The sequence below is a fragment of the Catellatospora sp. NPDC049133 genome, from assembly GCF_040648455.1.
GTDB lineage: Bacteria > Actinomycetota > Actinomycetes > Mycobacteriales > Micromonosporaceae > Catellatospora > Catellatospora aurea.
This window is the reverse complement of record NZ_JBEZDT010000004.1, coordinates 18,417-37,425: the sequence shown is the minus strand read 5'-3', so window position 1 is coordinate 37,425 and position 19,009 is coordinate 18,417. Positions and strand designations below refer to the sequence as shown.

The window sequence follows — 19,009 nt, the reverse complement described above, 5'->3', positions numbered from 1 at the left end:
CGGGCGTGCCCGACACGGCGGCCGCCTGCCGCCGCGCGTAGAGCTGTCGGTCGGGGGACAGCGCCGGGACCGTCCGCATGGGACTCTGGTCGCGATGCGTACCCTCGCGCTGCTCAGAGTCGCGCTGCCCCTGCTCGCCGTGGCGGCGTCGGTCGTCGTGGCGGCCCCCGCGCAGGCCGGCATCGGCGCGGTGGCGGTGCGCAGCCGCACCGTCGAGTTCGGCCCGGATGCCGCGCCGCAGCAGGTCACGATGCCCTGCGGGCCGGAAGAGCAACTGGTCAGCGGTGGTTTCGCAGGCGGTGATCCGCTGCTGCGGGTGATCGCCAGCCACCCGTCGGACGGCCAGGGCACCCCGGTCGGCGACGGCTCGGCACCGCGGGCGTGGACCGTCGGCGTCGTCAACACCGGCCAGACCGTCCGCACGCTGGAGGTCTTCTCCGTCTGCCTGAGCGGCGGCGACAGCACCGCCGGGGTGTACACGGGTGTCCAGGCGGAACCGTCGGACCCGTCCGTCGAGGCGGTCTGCCCGCAGGGCACGGTGCGCACGGGCGGCGGCTACTGGTCGGTCTGGTACCCGAGGCTCGGCGCGGCCAGGGTGGACGGCAGCCACCCCGCCGGCGCGCGGGGCTGGGCCCTCGACCTCACCGTGCCCGCGAACCTGCCTGCCCGCTCCTCGGTCACCGCCCTCGTGGTCTGCCACAACGGCCCGGTGGTCGCCGTCGCCGCCGCAGCCGTCGTCGTCGACCTGGGGTCGGCGTCACCGTCGTGTGCCGTCGGCGCGGCCGCGAACATCTGCGTGGTGCCGCGTTCCGGGGACGCGACCGCGGAATGCCCCGGCGGCGCGGTCCTGACCGGGGGCGGCTACCGGATCGTGTCCGAGGGCCCGCTGAGCGGCCAGGCCGCCCTCATGGACGGACCAGTGTCGGCTGACGCCTGGAGAGTGCGCCTGAGCGGGACCACACCGCAGGACACCCCCGTGCGGATGAGCGTGGAACCGGTCTGCCTCGGCAACGTCGTCCAGCCGAGCGAGCCCGTCAGCGACCTGATCCCCGACACCGGGGCAAAGCGGAACAAGGCGCTCGCGCTCGGTGCCGGGCTGCTCGCGTTACTGCTGTTCCTCCTGCTGGTGGTGCTGCGCCGGGTGAGCCGGCGGTCCGCGCCGCCCCCGCCGCTGATCGAGGTCGTGGTCCGCACGGCCCGGTTCCGCTATCGCGACGACGCCTACCGGGAGGACGTGTGACCACCGTCCGGGAGATCGTCTTCGGAGAGTTCATCCCCGGTAAACCCGGCCAGGCGGCCGGGGAGCTGGAGGCGGCCGCGGAACGCCTGGCCGGGGTGGGGATGGTGACCGACCAGCCGCAGGCCCCCGCGGCCGCGCTGGCGCGCGCGGTGCTGACCAAGGTCGCGGAGCTGCTGGACGTCGAGGTGTCCGACGTGTTCGTCGGCGCGTGGCGGACGAGGTCGGCGCTGCTGGCCGCCGCCCGGGAGACCCGCGACCAACCCGGCCTGCGGCGCGAGGTGAGCATCCGCAGCTTCACCATGCCCTGGGAGTACGAGGCCGAGGTGGACGTCGTCGTCAGCGGCTCGGTCGTCACCACCCTGACCGCGGCGGTGACGCTGCAGCTCACCGTCACGGCGCTGGCGGCTGTCGTCGAGGCGGGCCGCCTCACCGCGCTCACCGCCGGGGACGCGACCGCCCGTGGCGAACTGCGGGTGCGCTGTTCCGCACCGGCGGCCGAGCACACCGTCGCCGAGCGTGAGCAGGCCGTCGACCTGCGGCGGGAGCTGCGGCTCGGGGGAGGCGGTGTGGCGCTGGTGGACGTGTCGCACGACGTTCCGGCGAAGCCTGGCACGCCTGTGTCGCCCGACCCGCCCGCCGTGGGCTGACGCGCCCGCCGCGGGCGGCACTGCCATGATTGTCGGGCTGCACGTCGATTCCCGACCCGGAGGCCCCTGCAATGCCGAAGAAGATCATCAAGGCGGACGGGGCGGCCCCGCCCGGCGGCCCGTACTCGCACGCCGTCGTGGCGGGCGACTTCGCGTTCCTGGCCGGGGCCTGCCCGGTGCTGCCGGACGGCACCTGGGTCAAGGGCGCGTTCGCCGAGCAGGCCCGGGCCGCGTTCGCCAACCTGGCCGAGGTGGCCCGCGCCGCCGGCGGCGACCTGAGCCGGGCGGTGCGCGTCGGGGTGTACCTTCGCGACTTCGCCGACTTCGCCGCCATGAACGAGATCTACGTCGAGTTCTTCGGCACCGATAACCTCCCCGCGCGGACCACGCTGCCGGTGGCGCTCAACGGGTTCGACATCGAACTCGACGCGGTGATCTACCTCGGCGACTGATCCCGGCCGCGGGTCACGGGCGGATGTTCTGGTTGAGGTGGAACAGGTTGTCCGGGTCGTAGGCGCGTTTGACCTCGACCAGCCGGTCGTAGTTGCCGCGGTAGTTGGCCCGGATCCGGTCCTGGTCGTCACCTGCCATGAAGTTGATGTAGCCGCCTTCCTCAGAGAAGGGCGCGGTGGCGGCGTGGTAGTCGCGGACCCAGGCGGTGTTGGCGTCGTTGGCGGCCGGGTCGGGCCACATCCCGGCGATGACCACGGCGAAGTTCGCGTCGCGGTACGCGAAGGCGGTCGCGTCGGGGGCGACCCGGTGGCAGGCGCCGTTGATCGGGTAGATGTGCACCGTCGAGTTCACGACGGGCACCTTCGGCCCGTGCGCCACGTGGGCGTCGATCGCCTCGTCGGTCAGCTCCTTGACGAAGCTGGCCTTCCAGTAGTGCTGCAGCCCCGGCGGCACCAGACCGTCGAACGCGCTGTTCAGGGCCGCGTACGGCATCGGGCCGACCATCTCGGCGACTGGCGGCGCGACCGCGCGGATCCGGTCGATGATGCGCTCACCATCGGCCGTGGACCCCGTCCAGCAGTTCACCATCGCGATGAACGGCTCGCCGTGCCGGTCGGCGGGGATGAACGGCAGCGGCGGAGCGATCTGGAACGCCGGGAAACCGCCGTACTGCTCGGGCGCGTCGGCGATGAAGTCGCGGAAGAACGCCAGCAGGTCGCGGGTGGCGGACAGCTCGAAGAACATCGGGCCGCCGTAGATCTCACCGACCGGGCTCAGCGCGAACTCGAACGAGGTCACCGCGCCGAAGTTGCCGCCGCCGCCGCGCAGCGCCCAGAACAGGTCCTCGTGCTCCTTCTCGCTGGCCAGCACCGCCCGCCCGTCGGCGGTGACGACCTCGGCGGACAGCAGGTTGTCGCAGGACAGGCCCAGGCCGCGGGCGAGGTAGCCGATGCCGCCGCCGAGGGTGAGCCCGCCGACACCGGTGGTGGAGATGATGCCGCCGGTCGAGGCCAGGCCGTGTGCGCCGGTGGCGGCGTTGAAGTCGCCCCAGGTCGCGCCGCCGCCCGCGTGGGCGGTGCGGGCGTGCGGGTCCACGGTGACGGCGCGCATGCCGGACAGGTCCGCCACGATGCCGTCGTCGACCGTGCCGAACCCGGGCACGCTGTGCCCGCCGCCGCGTACCGCCAGATCCAGGCCGTTGTCGCGGGCGAAGTCGACCACCGCCTGCACGTCGGCGGTGCTCGTGCAGCGCACCACCGCGCGGGGCCGCCGGTCGAACATGGCGTTGTGCACGGTGCGGGCCTCGTCGTAGCCCTCGTCGCCGGGCGTGATCACCTGCCCGGAGATCCGTGCTCGCAGCTGCTCCAGCGTCGATGCGGCCATCTCGGTGCCCCCCGTCGGAGTCGCGGTGGGCCGCATGGCGCTCAGCCTGGACAGGCGGCCGGTCGCGGCCCTCTGTCCACGCTAGCGGCCCGGCCTGCTTGATCACGCCGGAACGGGGCAGTCGGCGTTATCAGGGTTCGTCGCTCCGGGGTGGCGCATCCGGGCTCAGGCTCCACCGGGGCCGGGGGTCGCGGCCAGGGGCAGGACGTCGCGGCGTGGCCGTGGGAGGAATGCGCACAGCGGACCGTTTGCGCAGGTCGGCGGCGATCTCCGGTGGGCCGCTGGGCGTGGGGTCGGCCGGTGGTGACCGGCGCGGCGGGCGCACGGGCGGCCAGACGGGGCGGGGCCGGCATACCCACGGCTGCTCGATCTCCCGGGCCTCGCCGCCGTCATGGGTCTCGGCGAGCCAGTCGGCGAGGGTCGGCCCCTGCGGTGCGAGCGCGTGTTCGATGCAGCAGCCACCCGGGTCCCAGCCCCACATCGGCCCCGCCGGGTCGCGGAAGTCGAGCAGCCACCAGATCGCGCAGCCCACCTCGTACACCGGCACCAGGCCCCGCGGATGGCCGGGTGCCGAGCTGAAGTCGCCGTAGTGGTCGACGATGTCCCCGCCGTCGTCCGACCAGGCGTTCTCGCCCACGCCGAGGACGCCGTCGCGGGGTCCGAAGCCGCCGTTGGCGACCTCCAGGTAGATCCGGCGCAGCAGCGGCGGCAGCGGCAGGCCGATCATGTGCTCTGCCTCGGCGATCGCTCCCGGTGTGGCGAGTTCGACCGGGCCGCGCCAGGCGGTTGCGGCGGCCACGCGGGCACGGAGCAGGTCGAGCAGTTCGTCCTCGGTCACGCCGAGCATCATGGCGTATCGGCGGCGTGCCTGACCGGCTCGTCTGGTCTGGCGGCCGCCTCTGCGCCATCATGATCGGCGTGACCGAGGTGAACGCACGACCTGAGACCAGAGTGGGTGCGGTGTTCGTGCCGCAGTTGCCGCCCGAGCGGCTGCGGTCGGTGGCGCAGGCCGCCGACCAGGCCGGGCTCGACGAGCTGTGGCTGTGGGAGGACTGCTTCCTGGAGAGCGGCATCACGTCGGTGGCGGCGGCGCTGGCCTGGACCGACCGGCTCACCGTCGCGGTCGGGTTGCTGCCCGTGCCGCTGCGCAACGTCGCGATCACCGCGATGGAGCTGGCGACCCTGCACCGGCTGTTTCCCGGCCGGGCCCGGGTCGGGGTCGGCCACGGGGTGCAGGACTGGATGGGCCAGGTCGGCGCGCGGGCCGAGTCGCCGATGGCGCTGCTGCGCGAGCACCTGACCGCGCTGCGGGCGCTGCTGTCCGGTGAGCGGGTCACCGTGCAGGGCCGATACGTGCGGCTGGACGGCGTGGCGCTGGACTGGCCGCCGCCGCGGCGCCCCGAGCTGCTGTCCGGCGCGACCGGTGACCGTACGCTGCGGCTGTCCGGCGAGGTCGCCGACGGCACGATCCTGACCGGTGGCACCACGGTCGCGCAGGTGCGCCGGGCGCGCGGGCTGATCGACGAGGGCCGGGCGAAGGCCGGGCGCACGGACTACCACCGGGTCGTGGTCTACCTGCACGCGGCGACGGGCCGGGACGCGGCGGCGCGGATGGAGGCCGAGCGGGTCCGCTGGGGCTACGACACCATGGACGGCCACGGCGTGGCCGGGAGCGCGGAGCAGGTCGCCGAGGCGGTGCGGGCCTGGGCCGCGGCCGGGGCGGACACCGTGGTGCTGCAGCCCACCCCCGACGACCCCGACCCGGAGGGTTTCATGGCCTTCGCCGCGCAGGAGGTGGCCCCGCTGGCACGGATCTGACCGGGCTCGGGCGGGCGGTCGGGCAGGATTCTTGGTTTTCGTCGGCCACCCACTCGTGCGGAACCGGCCGCGCCGCCGTCCGATCCGGGAGACGCTGATGGCGTGAACGAGCACAGCGCGGCGGCCGGTCGGCCGCCCCGCCGCGCGGGTTGCGGGGCGGCCGGGTGAGCTGGTGGCGGGCGCTGTGGTCGCCGACGGCCGCGGTGCGCGGGCTGCGGGCCGCAGTGCTGGTGCCCGCGCTGTTCGCGTTCTCCCTGCTGGTGATCAAGTCGCCGCAGGTGGCGACGTTCACGGCGTTCGGCGGGTTCGCGAGCCTGGTGCTGGCGTCGTTCGGCGGCACCCGCCGGGACCGGGCCGTGGCGCACACCATGCTCACCGCCGTGGGCGCGGTGCTGATCGTGATCGGCACGCTGGTCAGCCATTCGGTGGTGGCCGCCGCCATCGCCACCGCCGTGGTCGCGTTCACCTCGTACTTCGCCGCCGTGATCGGGCCCAACGACGCCTCCGGCGCGGCCGCGGCGATGCTGCCGTACATGCTGGCGGCGTCGGCGGCCGCGCCGCCGGACGTCATCGGCGACCGGGTCGCCGGGTGGGTGCTCGCGACCGGGGTCGGCGGCCTGGCGGTGGTGCTGATGGCGCCTCGTTCGGCGGGCGCGGAGCTGCGCCAGGCCACCGCGACCCTGGCCGTCGGGCTGGCCGACCTGCTGGAGGCGGGGGCGCTGCGGGCCGCGCTGCCGGAGCTGCGGGCAGGCGTCGCCGACGCCACGCACCGGATGATGGCGCTGTTCGTGTCGGCCCCGTACCGGCCGAGCGGGCTGGTCATCGCCGACCAGGCCATGGCGGGCGCGGTCAACCAGCTGGAATGGTGCAAGGGCCTGGTCAGCGACGGCATCGACCGGGTCGGCGACCTGCGCGACGCGCCGCCGACGCAGCGGGCCCCGCTGGAGGCGTCGGCGCAGGTGCTGCGCCAGGCCGCCGCGGTGCTGCGCGGCGAGCAGGTCGATCCGGACCTCAAAGGGCTGGAGCAGACGTGCGCCGACAGCGTGGCCCGGCTGACCGGCCCGGGGCAGCCGGACGCGGACGCGATGGAGCTGGTCGTCGCGTTCTACGGGCAGACCACGGCCAACTGCGTACGCGCGTTCGCCACCGACGTGCTCATCGCCACCCGGGGAGCCGACCCGCTGACCGTCGGTGGCAGCGTGCGGCGTTGGTACGGCCTGGCCCGGCCGGACCGGCCGCCGCTGCGCCGGCTGGTCACCCTGGCCGGTGTCGCCGGGATCGTGCTGCGCAACGCGAGCCTGCGCTCGGTGTGGTTCGTCAACGCGCTGCGCGGCGCGCTGGCGCTGTCCGCGGCAGTGGTGATCGTGCAGCTCAGCGGGGTGCGCAGCGGGTTCTGGGTGCTGCTGGGGGCATTGTCGGTGCTGCGTACCAGCGCGGCGTCGACGGGCACGCAGGCGGTCAAGGCGATCGTCGGCACGGCGGCCGGGGTAGCGGCCGGCGCGGCGCTGCTGCCGCTGCTGGGCCCGTCACCGTGGGCGAGCTGGGGCGCGCTGGCTGTCGCCGTGTTCGTGGTGGCGTACGGGCCCGGCAAGCTCCCCGACGTCGCGAGCCAGGCGGCGTTCACCGTGGTGATCCTGGTGCTCTACAACATCCTCGCGCCGACCGGCTGGACGCTGGGCCTGGTGCGGCTGCAGGACGTCGCGATCGGCTGCCTGGTCAGCCTCGTCGCCGGGCTGCTCGTCTGGCCGCGCGGGGCCGGCGACCTGGTGCGCGACGACGTCGCGGAGATGTTCAGGGAGGGCGGGGCGCATCTGACCGAGGCGGTGGCGTGGGCGCTCGGCCGGCGTACGCAACCGCCCACCCTCGCGGTCCGGGCCGCCGCGACGGCGTTCCGGCTGGAGGACGCGCTGCGCGGCTACCTGGCCGAACCCGGGTCGAAGCGGATGGACCGGGCAGGCCTGTGGCGGTTGGTCATCTCCGGGGTGCGGCTGCGCCAGACCGCGAACGCGCTCGACGACCTGACCCCGCGCGACGCCTCCCCGGACCCGCGCTGCGACGCGCTGCTGCGCCACGCCGACGCGCTCGCCGGTTTCTACGCGAGCCTCGCCGACCAGGTCGGTGAGCCGACGGGGCCGATGCCGCCACCGCTGGTTCCGCCGAGCCCGCCCGACGACGAGGTGCTCGGGACGGGTGGCGGCGGCACGCCGCTGCACCGGCTGCGCCGCCGCTGGGTGGGCGAGCACCTGCGCCACCTGGAGCTGCACCTGGCCGACCTGGTCGCGCCCGCGCACGCCCTCGCCGACCAGCGCCGCCGCCCCTGGTGGCGCTGACCCTGGTGGCGCTGACCCGGGTCAGCCGAGGGCGGCGGGGGACTCGGCCTCGTCGAGCAGCAGGGCCGGCTTGCCGGTGCCGCCGGCGGGCACGGACCAGATCGACGGGGTGCCGTCGGGGCCGCGCAGGGTGTACGCCACCGTGCCGTCGTCGAGCCACGCCGGCTGGTCGTCGACGCTGCTCGTCTCGGCCAGGTTGGTCACCGCCAGGGTGGCCAGGTCCAGCACGGACAGCCGCCAGCCGCGCTGCGGGTCGCCGCCGACCGCCTGCTTGAACGCGATCCGCGTGCCGTCGGGCGACAGCGACGGGCACTCCACGTTCTCGGTTACCGTGCGCAGGGTCCGGGCCGCGAAGTCGCCGCGGACCAGGTAGCGCTTGCCGCCGGTGGCCATGGTGGCGTAGAAGGCGTTGTCGTCGGCGGTGAAGGTGACGCCCCAGAAATTGACGTCCACGTTGCGGTACGGCTTGCCGTCGCGGGTGACCGCGAACTCCTCCAGCGTCGTGACCAGCGCGCCGGTCCGGGTGTCCAGGATGCCGGTGCGGGTGGAGAAGCCGCCGGTGCTGTAGGAGTCGCCGCCGACGAAGGTCGTCCAGGCGACCATCCGGCCGCTGGCCGAGACCCGGGCGCGGTTGGGCAGCCCGGGCACCGCGAACGAGCGGGTCGCCCGCAGCTCGCGGTCGAGCACCACGAGCTGGTACGACCAGGCCGTCTCGGGCTGGATGCACACGCCGGTGCCCGCGGCGGCGTAGACGCGCACACATTCCATGCCGGACACCTGCCGGGGTCCGGACGGGTCATCTCGGGACACGGTGGTCGCGTGCCGGTCGCTGACGACCAGCAGCCGCGGGCCGGGGTCGAGGGTGACGGCGGCGGCGGGCACGGGCGATGCGGTGGTGGCCTTGTTCCTGGCCAGCTGGACGTAGCCGATCCCGACCGCGGCCAGTGCCACGGTGACCGATGCGGCGACGATGACCTTGGTGCGCGTGCTGAGCTCGCTCATCGGGCGGCCTCCTGCTCTTGCTGGGTGTGCACGGCCGTCGACGCGTCCAGGGCGGCCTCGCCCCGGGCCCCGCCGCGGGGCACGAGCAGCAGCAGCGTGGCGGCCACGGCGAGCACTACGGCCAGCGCCGCGACGCGGGATGCGGTGGCCGGTCCCCAGGTCTGCCAGGCGAGTCCGAACAGGACCGAGGAGAGCAGGTACGCCAGGGCCTGGCCGGTCTGGATCAGGGCGATGCCGGTGGTGCGCAGGCGGTCCGGCAGCACCGGCCCGGCCAGCGCCATCAGGATGCCGTCGGTCGCGGCGTAGAACAGGCCGTACAGGGCGAGCGTCAGCACCAGCAGCGGCGTGCCGCCCAGCGGTCCGAACAGCAGCAGGTACGCCGCGGTCAGCGCGACGTAGCCGCCGAGCATCACCGGCAGCCGGCCGATCCGGTCGGCGAGCACGCCCAGCGGCGCGGCCAGCAGCAGGTAGCCCAGGCTCGTCCCGGCGGCCAGCAGCGGGAACCAGACGGTGCTCAGCTCCTCGCGGCGCTGCAGCAGCAGGTACACGAAGCCGTCGCCGATGGTGGCCAGGCCGAGCAGGCAGGCGGCGAGCACGAGCCTGCGCACGGGCGCGTCGCGCAGCAGCGACGCGGCTTCGCGCACCGACACCTTCGCCGTGGCGGGCACGGCTTCCCGGCGGTCGCGGACGAACAGCACCAGCACCATCACGCCCAGCGCCGCGACGCAGAAGCTGACCACGAACACCGCGTCGAACGAGTTCGCGGCCAGGGCCAGCACGCCGAGCGCGACCAGCGGGCCGAGGAACGCCCCGACGCTGTCCATCGCGCGGTGCACGCCGAACGCCCTGCCCAGTGCCTCCGGCGGCGTGGACAGCGTGATCATGGCGTCGCGTGGCGCGGCGCGCAGGCCCTTGCCGGTGCGGTCGGCGGCGATAACCAGCCCGATCGCGGGCACCGAACGGCCCGCGGCCAGCAGCGCGAGCTTGGCCACCGCCGACAGGCCGTAGCCGAGGGTCGCGACGGCCTTGCGGCGGCGGGTGCGGTCGGCGACGTACCCGCCGACCAGGCGCAGCAGCGCGGTCGCTCCGGTGTAGATCCCGTCGATCATGCCGTACGCCAGCGGGCTCAGTTGCAGGCCCAGCACCAGGTACAGCGGCAGGACCGCGGTGACCATCTCGGACGAGACGTCGGTGATCAGGCTGACCGTGCCCAGGGCGAAAACGTTCGCGCCGACCTTGGCGAAGCGGCGTCTGCCGGATCTGTCCGCCGGGGGTGTGGCGGCCGGACTGGTGACGGTGGACAGGTACACGCGGTTGCGCTCCTCCCGCGGCATGGCGTCCGCGACGACGGTGCAGATGGGACCGACCCGGACCGCCCGGCGGGCGCCGTTTCACGGCACGCCGCGGCCACCCCGCGTCGGGCACATCCTGAGCCGCCCGCGGTACGCAGGGCTCTCGCACACGCCACCAGCGGGCGTGCTTCCGATGAACAGACGGTGTCACAGCAGCCGGTCGGCTGTGGACGCTCATCCGACTCACCCACGCTGTTCACCCGAACGTGTGCCGGCCGTTTCCGGGCGTCCCTACATTCCTCGCACGGCTGCGCCGATCGCGCTGCCGTACACCCCCAGAAGGGCTAGTCATGGGAATCCGCAAGGGCCGCGTGGCCGTGACGGCAGGCACGGCGTTCGTGCTGACCGCCGCCACGGTCGCGACGGTGCTGACGGTGTCGGCGCAGACCGCCGCCGCCGCGACGTCCACGTTCACCCCGGTGGCCGACACGTACGTGCAGGCCGACACGGCGTCGACCAACTACGGCACCGCCGTCCAGATCACCGTCGACAGCTCGCCGCAGCGCCAGATGTTCCTGCGCTTCACGGTCGGCGGCGTCAGCGGCACCGTGACCAGCGCGAAGCTGCGGCTGCGCCACATCAGCGGCAACGACGGCAGTGCCGCCGGCGGCACGTTCAAGGCGATGTCGAACACGTCGTGGTCGGAGACCGGCACGACGTGGAACAACAAGCCCGCCCTGGACGGCGCGACGCTGGGCACCCTCGGCTCGGTCGTCGCCAACGGCTGGTACGAGGTCGACGTGACCTCGCTGGTGACCGGCAACGGCACGTTCAGCATCGGCGCGAGTTCCACCAACAGCGACGGCGCGTACTACGACACCCGCGAGACCGGCGCGGACTCGCCGCAGCTCGTCGTCACCACCGGCACCACCCCGTCGCCGAGCCCGTCCACGCCGCCGCCGTCGGGTGACCCGGTGCTGGTCGGCGCGGGCGACATCGCCGACTCCGGCTCGGGCGACACGGCCACCGCGGCGCTGCTCGACGGGATCTCCGGCACCGTCTTCACGACCGGCGACAACGTCTACACCAACGGCACCGCGTCGGAGTTCAGCAGCTACTACAACCCGACCTGGGGCCGCCACAAGGCGCGCACCCGCCCCGCGCCCGGCAACCACGACTACAACACCTCGGGTGCGAGCGGCTACTACAACTACTTCGGCTCGGTGGCCGGTCCGTCGGGTCAGGGTTACTACTCCTACGACCTGGGCAACTGGCACGTCGTCTCGCTGAACTCCAACATCAGCATGTCGGCGGGCTCGGCCCAGGAGACCTGGCTGCGCAACGACCTGGCCGCCAGCACCAAGCCGTGCACGATCGCGTACTGGCACCACCCGCTGTTCACCTCCGGGGCCAACCACGCCCCGTCCACCTCGACCCGGCCGCTCTACCAGGCGCTGTACGACTACAACGCCGACGTCGTCGTCTGGGGCCACAACCACCAGTACGAGCGCTTCGCCCCGATGAACCCCAGCGGCACCGCCGACAGCTCGCGCGGCATCCGCTCGTTCGTCGCCGGCATGGGCGGCGCGGGCTTCTACGGCTTCGGCACCATCCAGCCCAACAGCCAGGCCCGCAACAGCGACACCTGGGGCGTGCTGAAGTTCACGCTGCACGCCAACAGCTACGACTGGCAGTTCGTGCCTCAGGCGGGCAAGACCTACAACGACTCCGGCACCGGTAGCTGCCACTGACCGGATGAAGGGAACCTTCACCAGGCGTCATATGGTGAAGGTTCCCTTCATTTCGTTTACCGTGGAGCGATGTCGATTCCCCGCAGAACCATCCTGACCGGACTGATCGCCATTCCCGCCGCCGGCGCGACCGCCGCCCTGATCGGCGCGAGCCCGGCCGCCGCCGCCCCCGCCTCGATCGACCGGACCGCGTTCAAGCTGCGCCGCCGCGCCGGCTCGTACGCCACCGCGATCGCCGGGCTGGACGCGGCCCTGCCCAACGTGAGCGTCCAGCACGTGCTCGACGACGGCAACCGCACCGCCACGCGGATCACCGCGGGCGAAGGCGCGGGCCTGGTCACCAACTTCGCCGCGGGCTTCCACTTCGAAAGCGGCGACGACAACACCGCCGAGTGGATCCCGCAGGGCATCACCACCAGCTCCGACGCGCTCGACGCCGGGGTGTACGAGGACCGCAAGGCCGTGCTGGTCTCCTGGTACTCCACCGGCGTGGACGGCCAGAAGGGCGTGCGGGTCAGCTTCGTCAACCGCACCGACCCGCTGCTCCCGGTGTACCGGCACGTGCTGCTGGTCGAGCCGTACACCTCCGGCGGCGTGCACAGCTACCGCCCCGTGGTCATCCACGCGGGCGGCATCGCGTGGTACGGCCACCACCTCTACGTCGTCGACACCAGCAATGGCCTGCGCGTGTTCGACCTGAACCACCTGTGGCAGGTGTCCAGCACGAACTCGGCAGTGTGCGGCCGCCAGTCCGACGGCAGCTACCAGGCCTTCGGCTACAAGTACGTGCTGCCGCAGTCGCTGGCCTACGACCAGGTCGGCACGGGCGGCCTCCGCTTCTCGTTCATCTCCCTGGACCGCACCACCGCCCCGGACAGCTTCCTGGTGGGGGAGTACGGCAACCCCGGCACTGGAACCCGGCTGGTCCGCTGGGGCGTCGACTACACCGACCGCGAGCTGGTCCACGACAGTGGATCGACCACCGACGCCACGGCGAGCTGGGCCTACCGCGTGGACGTGACCTCGATGCAGGGCGCGCTGAGCCTCAACGGCAACTATTTCCTGTCCACCAGCGACGGCGACAGCAACGACGGCGATCTGGGCACCTGGACGCCCGGCGGCAGCGTCGTCATGCACTACGACACGCTGCCGGTGGGCACGGAGGACTTCACCTACCGCGGCAACACCGACGAGCTCTGGACGGTGTCCGAGTACGCGGGCCGCCGCATGGCGATCTCGGTCAAGGCCGGCGCCTTCTAGCGGGCAGGGGGACGAGCTCGCGCGGGCCGCAGCTCGCGCGAGCTCGTCGGTCAGGTGCTGTGGTGCGGTGTCACCGGGAATGCCCCGTATTCCCGGTGTTGGGGTCGCGCCGGTTCAGAGCCGCTGGAGGTGGCAAAGGTGCGCGGCCGGGGTGGCCTCAAGGGCTGTCACGGCGGCGTCGGGGCGCCACTGCTCGGCCTGGTGGTTGACCTGGTGCCCCCGCGGCGCCAGGTGTTCCGCGTGCGATGCGCTGAGCGCGCGAGGGTGGCCTTCGCCGCCGGCGGGGGCGCGCGACGGTGCGACGCCTCCCGGGCCGGCCCGGAAGGCCGGTGGATGGTGTTTGGTCATACTGCGAACGCTAGGACCACCGCACAAGTGTGTCGATGCGTTTTCGTCGGGTGGTGGACCCTCCGCGGCGGTCTGCCGTCGCGTACTTCTATGCGGACCGAGGCGCGCCCACGCCTTGTTACATGGCTTGTTTCACCAGCGCGGCATTATGTTCCAGCAATCCGTTGACACCGAACCGCGGGAAGTGTTGGCTGTCGGAGGCCGTCGTCGCGATGAGGGGCACTCGCGCCGGCACGTCCACGCCACGCCGCGACCCCTCTGGAAGGCAACATGACCACGACCGTCACCGCCACCCCGGCGGCTGCGCCACCACCGCCGTCCCGCCGCCGCGGCCGCCTGATCGCCGCCGGCCTCGTGCTCGTGCTGGCGGCCGGAGCCGCCGTCTACTGGCTGACCCGCGACACCGACGACGGGGCCTACGATCCCGACGCGCCCTATCTGGACGCGTCCCGCCCGGTCGCCGAGCGGGTCGACGACCTGCTGGGCCGGATGACCCTCGACGAGAAGATCGGTCAGATGACGCAGGCCGAGCGCCGCGAGGTGACCGGGGGCGACGTCACCGCGTACGCCCTGGGCTCGCTGCTGTCGGGTGGCGGCTCGGTGCCGAGCGACAACACGCCGCAGGGCTGGGCCGACATGTACGACGGTTTCCAGACCGAGGCGCTGGCCACCCGCCTGCGCATCCCGATGATCTACGGCGTGGACGCCGTGCACGGCCACAACAACGTGCACGGGGCGACGATCTTCCCGCACAACATCGGGCTGGGCGCGACCCGGGACCCGCAGTTGGTCCGCCGGATCGGCGAGGCGGTCGCAACCGAGGTCACCGCGACCGGCCTGGACTGGGACTTCGCCCCGTGCCTGTGCGTCGCCCGGGACGTCCGCTGGGGCCGCACGTACGAGTCGTTCGGCGAGGACCCCGAGATCGCCGCGGCGATGACCACGATCGTGACCGGGCTGCAGGGCGAGCGGCTGGGCGGCCCGAACTCGGTGCTGGCCACCGCCAAGCACTATGTCGGCGACGGCGGGACCCTGGACGGCAAGGACCAGGGCGACGCGCGGATCCCCGAGGAGGAGCTGCGCAAGATCCACCTGCCGCCGTTCCAGGCCGCGGTCAAGGCCGGGGTCGGCTCGGTGATGGTCTCGTTCAGCTCGTTCAACGGCGAGAAGCTGCACGGCCACCGCTACCTGATCACCGAGGTGCTCAAGGGCGAGCTGGGCTTCACCGGGTTCGTGGTGTCCGACTGGAACGCCATCGACCAGCTCGACGGCGTACGCGACGCGTTCACCCCGGCGGAGGTCAGCACCGCGATCAACGCGGGCATCGACATGGTCATGGTGCCCGAGCGCTGGCGCGAGTTCATCGGCGTGCTGCGCGACGAGGTCGACGCGGGCAACGTGCCGATGGAGCGCATCGACGACGCGAACCGGCGCATCCTGACCAAGAAGTTCGAGCTGGGAATGTTCGAGCACCCGATGGCCGACCGCGCGCAGTTCGACAAGGTCGGCTCAGCGGCGCACCGGGAGCTGGCCCGCCAGGCCGTACGCCAGTCGCAGGTGCTGCTGAAGAACTCCGGGGTGCTGCCCCTGAAGCCCAAGACCGGCAAGGTGTTCGTCGCCGGGCGCAGCGCCGACGACATCGGCAACCAGTCCGGTGGCTGGACGCTGACCTGGCAGGGCAAATCCGGCCCGATCACCGACGGCACCACGATCCTGCAGGGCGTCAAGGAGGCCGTCGAGCCCGGCGGCGCCGTCACCTACAGCGCCGACGGCACCGGGATCGACAAGAGCTACGACGTGGCGATCGCCGTGATCGGCGAGACGCCGTACGCCGAGTACGAGGGCGACCGGCCCGACGGGGTCAAGCTCGACAAGGTCGACCTCGACACCCTGGCCACGCTGCGCAAGGCGGGCGTGCCCGTGGTCGTGGTGCTGGTCTCCGGGCGGCCCGTGGACGTCAGCGCCCAGCTGCCGCAGGTGCAGGGGCTGCTGGCCGCGTGGCTGCCGGGCACCGAGGGCGCGGGCGTCGCCGACGTGCTGTTCGGCGCGTACGCCCCGACCGGCAAGCTGCCCATGTCCTGGCCCGCGACCGCCGCCCAGGAACCCGTCAACACCGGCGACGAGAAGACGCCGCTGTTTCCGTACGGTTTCGGCCTGACGTACTGACCCGTCCCGGCGATCTCGCGCGGGGCACGGCACGCCTCAGTCGGGTGTGTCGGCCACCAGCCGTGCGAGATCGCCGGGCCCGTCATCGCCGTCGGGACCCCCGTCCGCGGCCTCGACGGCCCCTCCGCCGTTTCGGCGGGAGCGCAGCAGTTCGGCGGTGTGCTGGATGATCGCGGCGGTCGGCGCGGCGAGCATGACGCCCAGGATGCCGGCGACCAGCCCGCCGACGACGGTCGCCAGCAGGATCGTCAGCGGACGCATGCGCAGCGCGGCCCCGTACGCGAACGGCTGGAGCATGGTCTGCAGCGTGCCGTTGGCCAGGAACACCACCAAAGTCATGAGCAGCGCCGTCTGCACCCCGCCCGACGCGAGCGCGATCAGCACCGCGTACGCCCCGGCCACCCACGCGCCCAGGTAGGGCACGTAGTTGCCGAGCAGCGTGATGATCACGAGGGTGGCGATGAGGGGCACGCCCAGCAGCAGCGCGCCCAGCCCGACCACGGCCGCGTTGAACGCCCCGAGCAGCGTCAACCCGACGACGTACCCGCGGATGATCCGGCCGACCTGGTCCATCCACGGCCGCCCCAGCGGGATCCACGGCTCGGCCGCCCGCGCCATCGCCGGCCCGTCCTTGAGCATGAAGAACGTGGTGAACAGGAACACGAACGTGCCGATGAAGACGCTGGCGGTGGTACCGGCGACGTTGCCCAGCGCGGGCAGCAGGCCGGACAGCAGCGTCGAGCCGTGATCCGACAGGGAGTCGCGCGCCGACTCCGCGTTGGAGCCCGCCACGCCCAGTTTCGTGAGCAGTCCGTGCAGGTCCTGCACCGCCTTGCCCAGCGCGGCGCTCAACTCGGCCCACTGGCTGGCCAGCCCGGTCACCACCAGGAAGATCACGCCTATGCCGAGGGCGATCAGGAACAGGATCCCGAGCATGGCGCACAGCCCTCGGCGCAGGCCGCGCCGCGCCAGCGCCTCGACGGCCGGTGACAGCGCCAGCGAGACGATCAGGGCTCCGATCAGCGCGATGACCAGCGGCTTCAGCAGGATGATCAGGAACACGAGGACAGCCGTGGCCAGGGCGATGCCGACGATCGCCCACGCCTTCGACCCGACTGTCCGGAGCGCGTCCACCTGATCCGCCTTAATCCCTTTGATCCGTTTTCATGTTAGATGACGGATGTCGCCGCTTCCGGGGAACGAATAAGCGCGTGCCCCGCTCGACATCGGGCACTACCGTCTCGGCCATGCCCGCCGTCTTCGAACCCCCGCTGTCCCAGCGCCTGCGCGACGCCAGGCACGTGCTCATCGCGGGCGCTGGCGGCGGCTTCGACGTGTACGCCGGGCTGCCCCTCGCGCTCGCCCTGCGCAACGCCGGTACCCGCGTCACCCTCGCCAGCTACGCCGTCAGCGAGCTGGGCGCGCTCAGCCTGTCCTCCTGGGTGCGCACCGGCCTGGCCGCCGTGCGCCCCGACAGCGCCGGCAACGACCGCTACTTCCCCGAACGCACCCTCGCCCGCTGGCTCGCCGCCCAGGGCCACGACCCCGTCGTGTACGCCTTCGAGCGCACCGGCGTGCGCCCCCTGCGCTCGGCGTACCGCAAGCTCATCGACCTGCTCGGCATCGACGCGATCGTGCTCGCCGACGGCGGCACCGACATCCTCATGCGCGGCGACGAGGCCGGCCTCGGCACCCCCGAGGAGGACATGACCAGCCTCGCCGCCGTCGCCGGGCTGCCCGTGCCGTGCAAACTCGTGGTCAGCCTCGGCTTCGGCATCGACTCCCACCACGGCGTCTGCCATGCCCACGTGCTGGAGAACCTCGCCGCCCTGCAGCGCGACGGGGCCTTCCTCGGCGCGTTCTCCATCCCGCCGGGCAGCGCCGAGGCCGCCGCCTACTGCGACGCCGTCGCGCACGCCGCCGCCGCCACGCCGCTGTCCGCCAGCATCGTCAACACCCAGGTCGCCTCGGCGGTACGCGGCGACTTCGGCGACGTGCACACGCTGCCCCGCACCGAGGGCACCGAGCTTTTCGTCAACCCGCTGATGGCGATGTACTTCACCGTCGACCTCGACGGATTGGCCCGGCACGTGCACTACCTGCCGAGCCTGGAGCACACCCGCACCCGCGCCGAGGTGGCGCTGGCCATCGAGGAGTACCGCGACGGCCTGGACCGCACGCGCGCCCGCCGCCCCATCCCGCACTGAGCCGAGTCGCCTTCTGCGAACAGGGCCGGGGCGGCCGCCGCGTCGGCTGCGAAATTCGCTGTCCGGTCGCCGGAGCACAGTGCTAGAAAGCCAGGGTGCTCAAGATTCTCACGTTCTCCGATCATCTGCGGCTGATCGATGAACGCTCGGCCGCCTTCCACGCCGCGGTCGCCGCGGCACCCAACCTCGACGCGGTGGTGCCGACCTCTCCCGAGCGGACGCTGTTCGATCTCGTGCAACACGTGGGGATGGGCCGCCGCAAATCAGCCGCCGTCGTCGCCGCAGGACCCGCGGACGCACCCCCGGAGACGTCGGCTTGGGACGGCGGCATGGGTGCGCCACGGGAACGCGAGGCTCTCCTGGCCTGGTGGACCGAGTCTGTCGAGCAGCTGACGAGCGCGCTGCGTCAGGCCGGCCCGGACCGTGGTTGCTGGACGTGGTGGGAGGACTCGCCGTCACCGCAGACCTCTGGTGCCTGGGCGCGGCGACAGGTCCCCGAGATCGCGGTGTACACCCACGATGTCCAGCTCACGGTGGGTGTCCCGCAGCCGCTGCCGGAGGAGGTCGCCCTCGACGGTTTCGACGACTGCCAGTTCACCCTCTGCGCGACGACGGTCGCCTGGCCACACGAACCCGCCGTCGTCGATTACCACGCCACCGAGGGCCGTTCCTGGCGCCTTCGGCTTTCCGCCGACGGCGCACAGGTCGCCCGCCTCACGCCCGCTGCCGGTGAGGACCCCGACACGGCCGACGTCTGCGCCCGGGGCACGGCCAGTGACCTGGTCCTGTTCTTCTACGGCCGCATACCGCTGGATTCCCTGACGTTCGAAGGCGACCGTCGTATCTTCGATCAGCTCGCGGCCTGGGACCCGTCCGTGTGACAACCGGCGACATGCTCAGCGCTGCGCGGGTCGGCCGACCGCGCCACCGAGCCGGTGCAGTTCCACGTCCACGAGCCGGCCTGCGGCGATCGAGGCGGTGAGGAAGGTCGCGTGCGGCTGGCGGCGGCGGTCGGTCGGCGAGCCCGGGTTGATCAGCCGCAGGCCGGTGGGGGCGGTGCTGTCCCACGGAATGTGCGAATGGCCCGACGCGTCCTGGCACCTGGAACTGGT

The 19,009-nt window shown here is 72.8% G+C and carries 15 protein-coding genes and 1 pseudogene; 10 read left to right on the top strand and 6 right to left on the bottom strand.

The window, feature by feature from the left end; genetic code table 11:
* Positions 1 to 94 precede the first annotated feature (94 nt).
* From AB0B35_RS05320 to AB0B35_RS05310, 3 genes are all read left to right on the top strand, one after another.
* Complete coding sequence (locus AB0B35_RS05320) at positions 95 to 1,240, top strand: hypothetical protein (RefSeq protein ID WP_361040946.1); 1,146 nt, start codon at positions 95 to 97, stop codon at positions 1,238 to 1,240.
* The gene (locus AB0B35_RS05315; protein WP_361040944.1) at positions 1,237 to 1,887 is read left to right on the top strand and encodes a hypothetical protein; all 651 of its coding nucleotides are present in this window, start codon (positions 1,237 to 1,239) and stop codon (positions 1,885 to 1,887) included. The genes AB0B35_RS05320 and AB0B35_RS05315 overlap by 4 nt, the downstream gene beginning before the upstream one ends.
* Positions 1,888 to 1,958: 71 nt before the next feature.
* Positions 1,959 to 2,339, top strand: a complete 381-nt coding sequence (locus tag AB0B35_RS05310; protein WP_361040942.1) for a RidA family protein — start codon at positions 1,959 to 1,961, stop codon at positions 2,337 to 2,339.
* A 13-nt stretch (positions 2,340 to 2,352) separates the two neighbouring features.
* On the opposite strand, the gene AB0B35_RS05305 is transcribed toward AB0B35_RS05310, so the two are convergent.
* Complete coding sequence (locus AB0B35_RS05305) at positions 2,353 to 3,759, bottom strand: FAD-binding oxidoreductase (protein ID WP_361040940.1); 1,407 nt, start codon at positions 3,757 to 3,759, stop codon at positions 2,353 to 2,355.
* A gap of 94 nt (positions 3,760 to 3,853) precedes the next feature.
* Positions 3,854 to 4,561, bottom strand: coding sequence for an SMI1/KNR4 family protein (locus tag AB0B35_RS05300; protein ID WP_361040938.1), 708 nt, complete (start codon positions 4,559 to 4,561; stop codon positions 3,854 to 3,856).
* A gap of 80 nt (positions 4,562 to 4,641) precedes the next feature.
* Between AB0B35_RS05300 and AB0B35_RS05295 the strand changes: the two genes are divergently transcribed.
* Positions 4,642 to 5,541: an LLM class flavin-dependent oxidoreductase gene (locus tag AB0B35_RS05295; RefSeq protein WP_360539842.1), complete on the top strand. Its 900-nt coding sequence runs from the start codon at positions 4,642 to 4,644 to the stop codon at positions 5,539 to 5,541.
* A 164-nt stretch (positions 5,542 to 5,705) separates the two neighbouring features.
* On the top strand, positions 5,706 to 7,871 hold the full coding sequence (locus AB0B35_RS05290; protein ID WP_361040936.1) for an FUSC family protein: 2,166 nt from the start codon (positions 5,706 to 5,708) through the stop codon (positions 7,869 to 7,871).
* Positions 7,872 to 7,892: 21 nt separating this feature from the next.
* Here the strand turns inward: AB0B35_RS05290 and AB0B35_RS05285 are convergent, their stop codons facing one another.
* Together AB0B35_RS05285 and AB0B35_RS05280 are read right to left on the bottom strand one after the other, a co-directional pair.
* Positions 7,893 to 8,873 (bottom strand): hypothetical protein, encoded by a 981-nt coding sequence (locus tag AB0B35_RS05285; protein WP_361040934.1) that lies wholly within the window; start codon positions 8,871 to 8,873, stop codon positions 7,893 to 7,895.
* A complete protein-coding gene (locus AB0B35_RS05280) occupies positions 8,870 to 10,207 on the bottom strand; it encodes an MFS transporter (protein WP_361040932.1) in 1,338 nt (445 codons plus the stop codon). Before AB0B35_RS05280 ends, AB0B35_RS05285 begins: the two co-directional genes overlap by 4 nt.
* Positions 10,208 to 10,515: 308 nt before the next feature.
* Between AB0B35_RS05280 and AB0B35_RS05275 the strand changes: the two genes are divergently transcribed.
* The 3 genes from AB0B35_RS05275 to AB0B35_RS05265 all read left to right on the top strand — a co-directional run bounded on the left by AB0B35_RS05275 (position 10,516) and on the right by AB0B35_RS05265 (position 15,690).
* Entirely contained in the window at positions 10,516 to 11,916 is a 1,401-nt protein-coding gene (locus tag AB0B35_RS05275) for a DNRLRE domain-containing protein (protein ID WP_361040929.1), read from the top strand.
* 69 nt (positions 11,917 to 11,985) lie between these two features.
* Positions 11,986 to 13,176, top strand: a complete 1,191-nt coding sequence (locus AB0B35_RS05270; RefSeq protein ID WP_361040927.1) for a hypothetical protein — start codon at positions 11,986 to 11,988, stop codon at positions 13,174 to 13,176.
* A 618-nt stretch (positions 13,177 to 13,794) separates the two neighbouring features.
* Complete coding sequence (locus tag AB0B35_RS05265) at positions 13,795 to 15,690, top strand: glycoside hydrolase family 3 N-terminal domain-containing protein (RefSeq protein WP_361040924.1); 1,896 nt, start codon at positions 13,795 to 13,797, stop codon at positions 15,688 to 15,690.
* Positions 15,691 to 15,726: 36 nt separating this feature from the next.
* Here AB0B35_RS05265 and AB0B35_RS05260 read toward each other — a convergent pair whose 3' ends face one another.
* Positions 15,727 to 16,824 (bottom strand): AI-2E family transporter, encoded by a 1,098-nt coding sequence (locus tag AB0B35_RS05260; RefSeq protein ID WP_361040921.1) that lies wholly within the window; start codon positions 16,822 to 16,824, stop codon positions 15,727 to 15,729.
* Positions 16,825 to 16,937: 113 nt separating this feature from the next.
* Here AB0B35_RS05260 and AB0B35_RS05255 point away from each other — a divergent pair, with 113 nt between their 5' ends.
* The gene (locus AB0B35_RS05255) at positions 16,938 to 17,897 is read left to right on the top strand and encodes a DUF1152 domain-containing protein (RefSeq protein ID WP_361040918.1); all 960 of its coding nucleotides are present in this window, start codon (positions 16,938 to 16,940) and stop codon (positions 17,895 to 17,897) included.
* Positions 17,898 to 17,992: 95 nt separating this feature from the next.
* Positions 17,993 to 18,778, top strand: coding sequence for a maleylpyruvate isomerase family mycothiol-dependent enzyme (locus tag AB0B35_RS05250; RefSeq protein WP_361040915.1), 786 nt, complete (start codon positions 17,993 to 17,995; stop codon positions 18,776 to 18,778).
* 15 nt (positions 18,779 to 18,793) lie between these two features.
* Here AB0B35_RS05250 and AB0B35_RS05245 read toward each other — a convergent pair.
* Positions 18,794 to 18,982: pseudogene (locus tag AB0B35_RS05245) on the bottom strand (YfcE family phosphodiesterase); the annotation flags it as partial.
* Between the last annotated feature and the right edge of the window lie 27 nt (positions 18,983 to 19,009).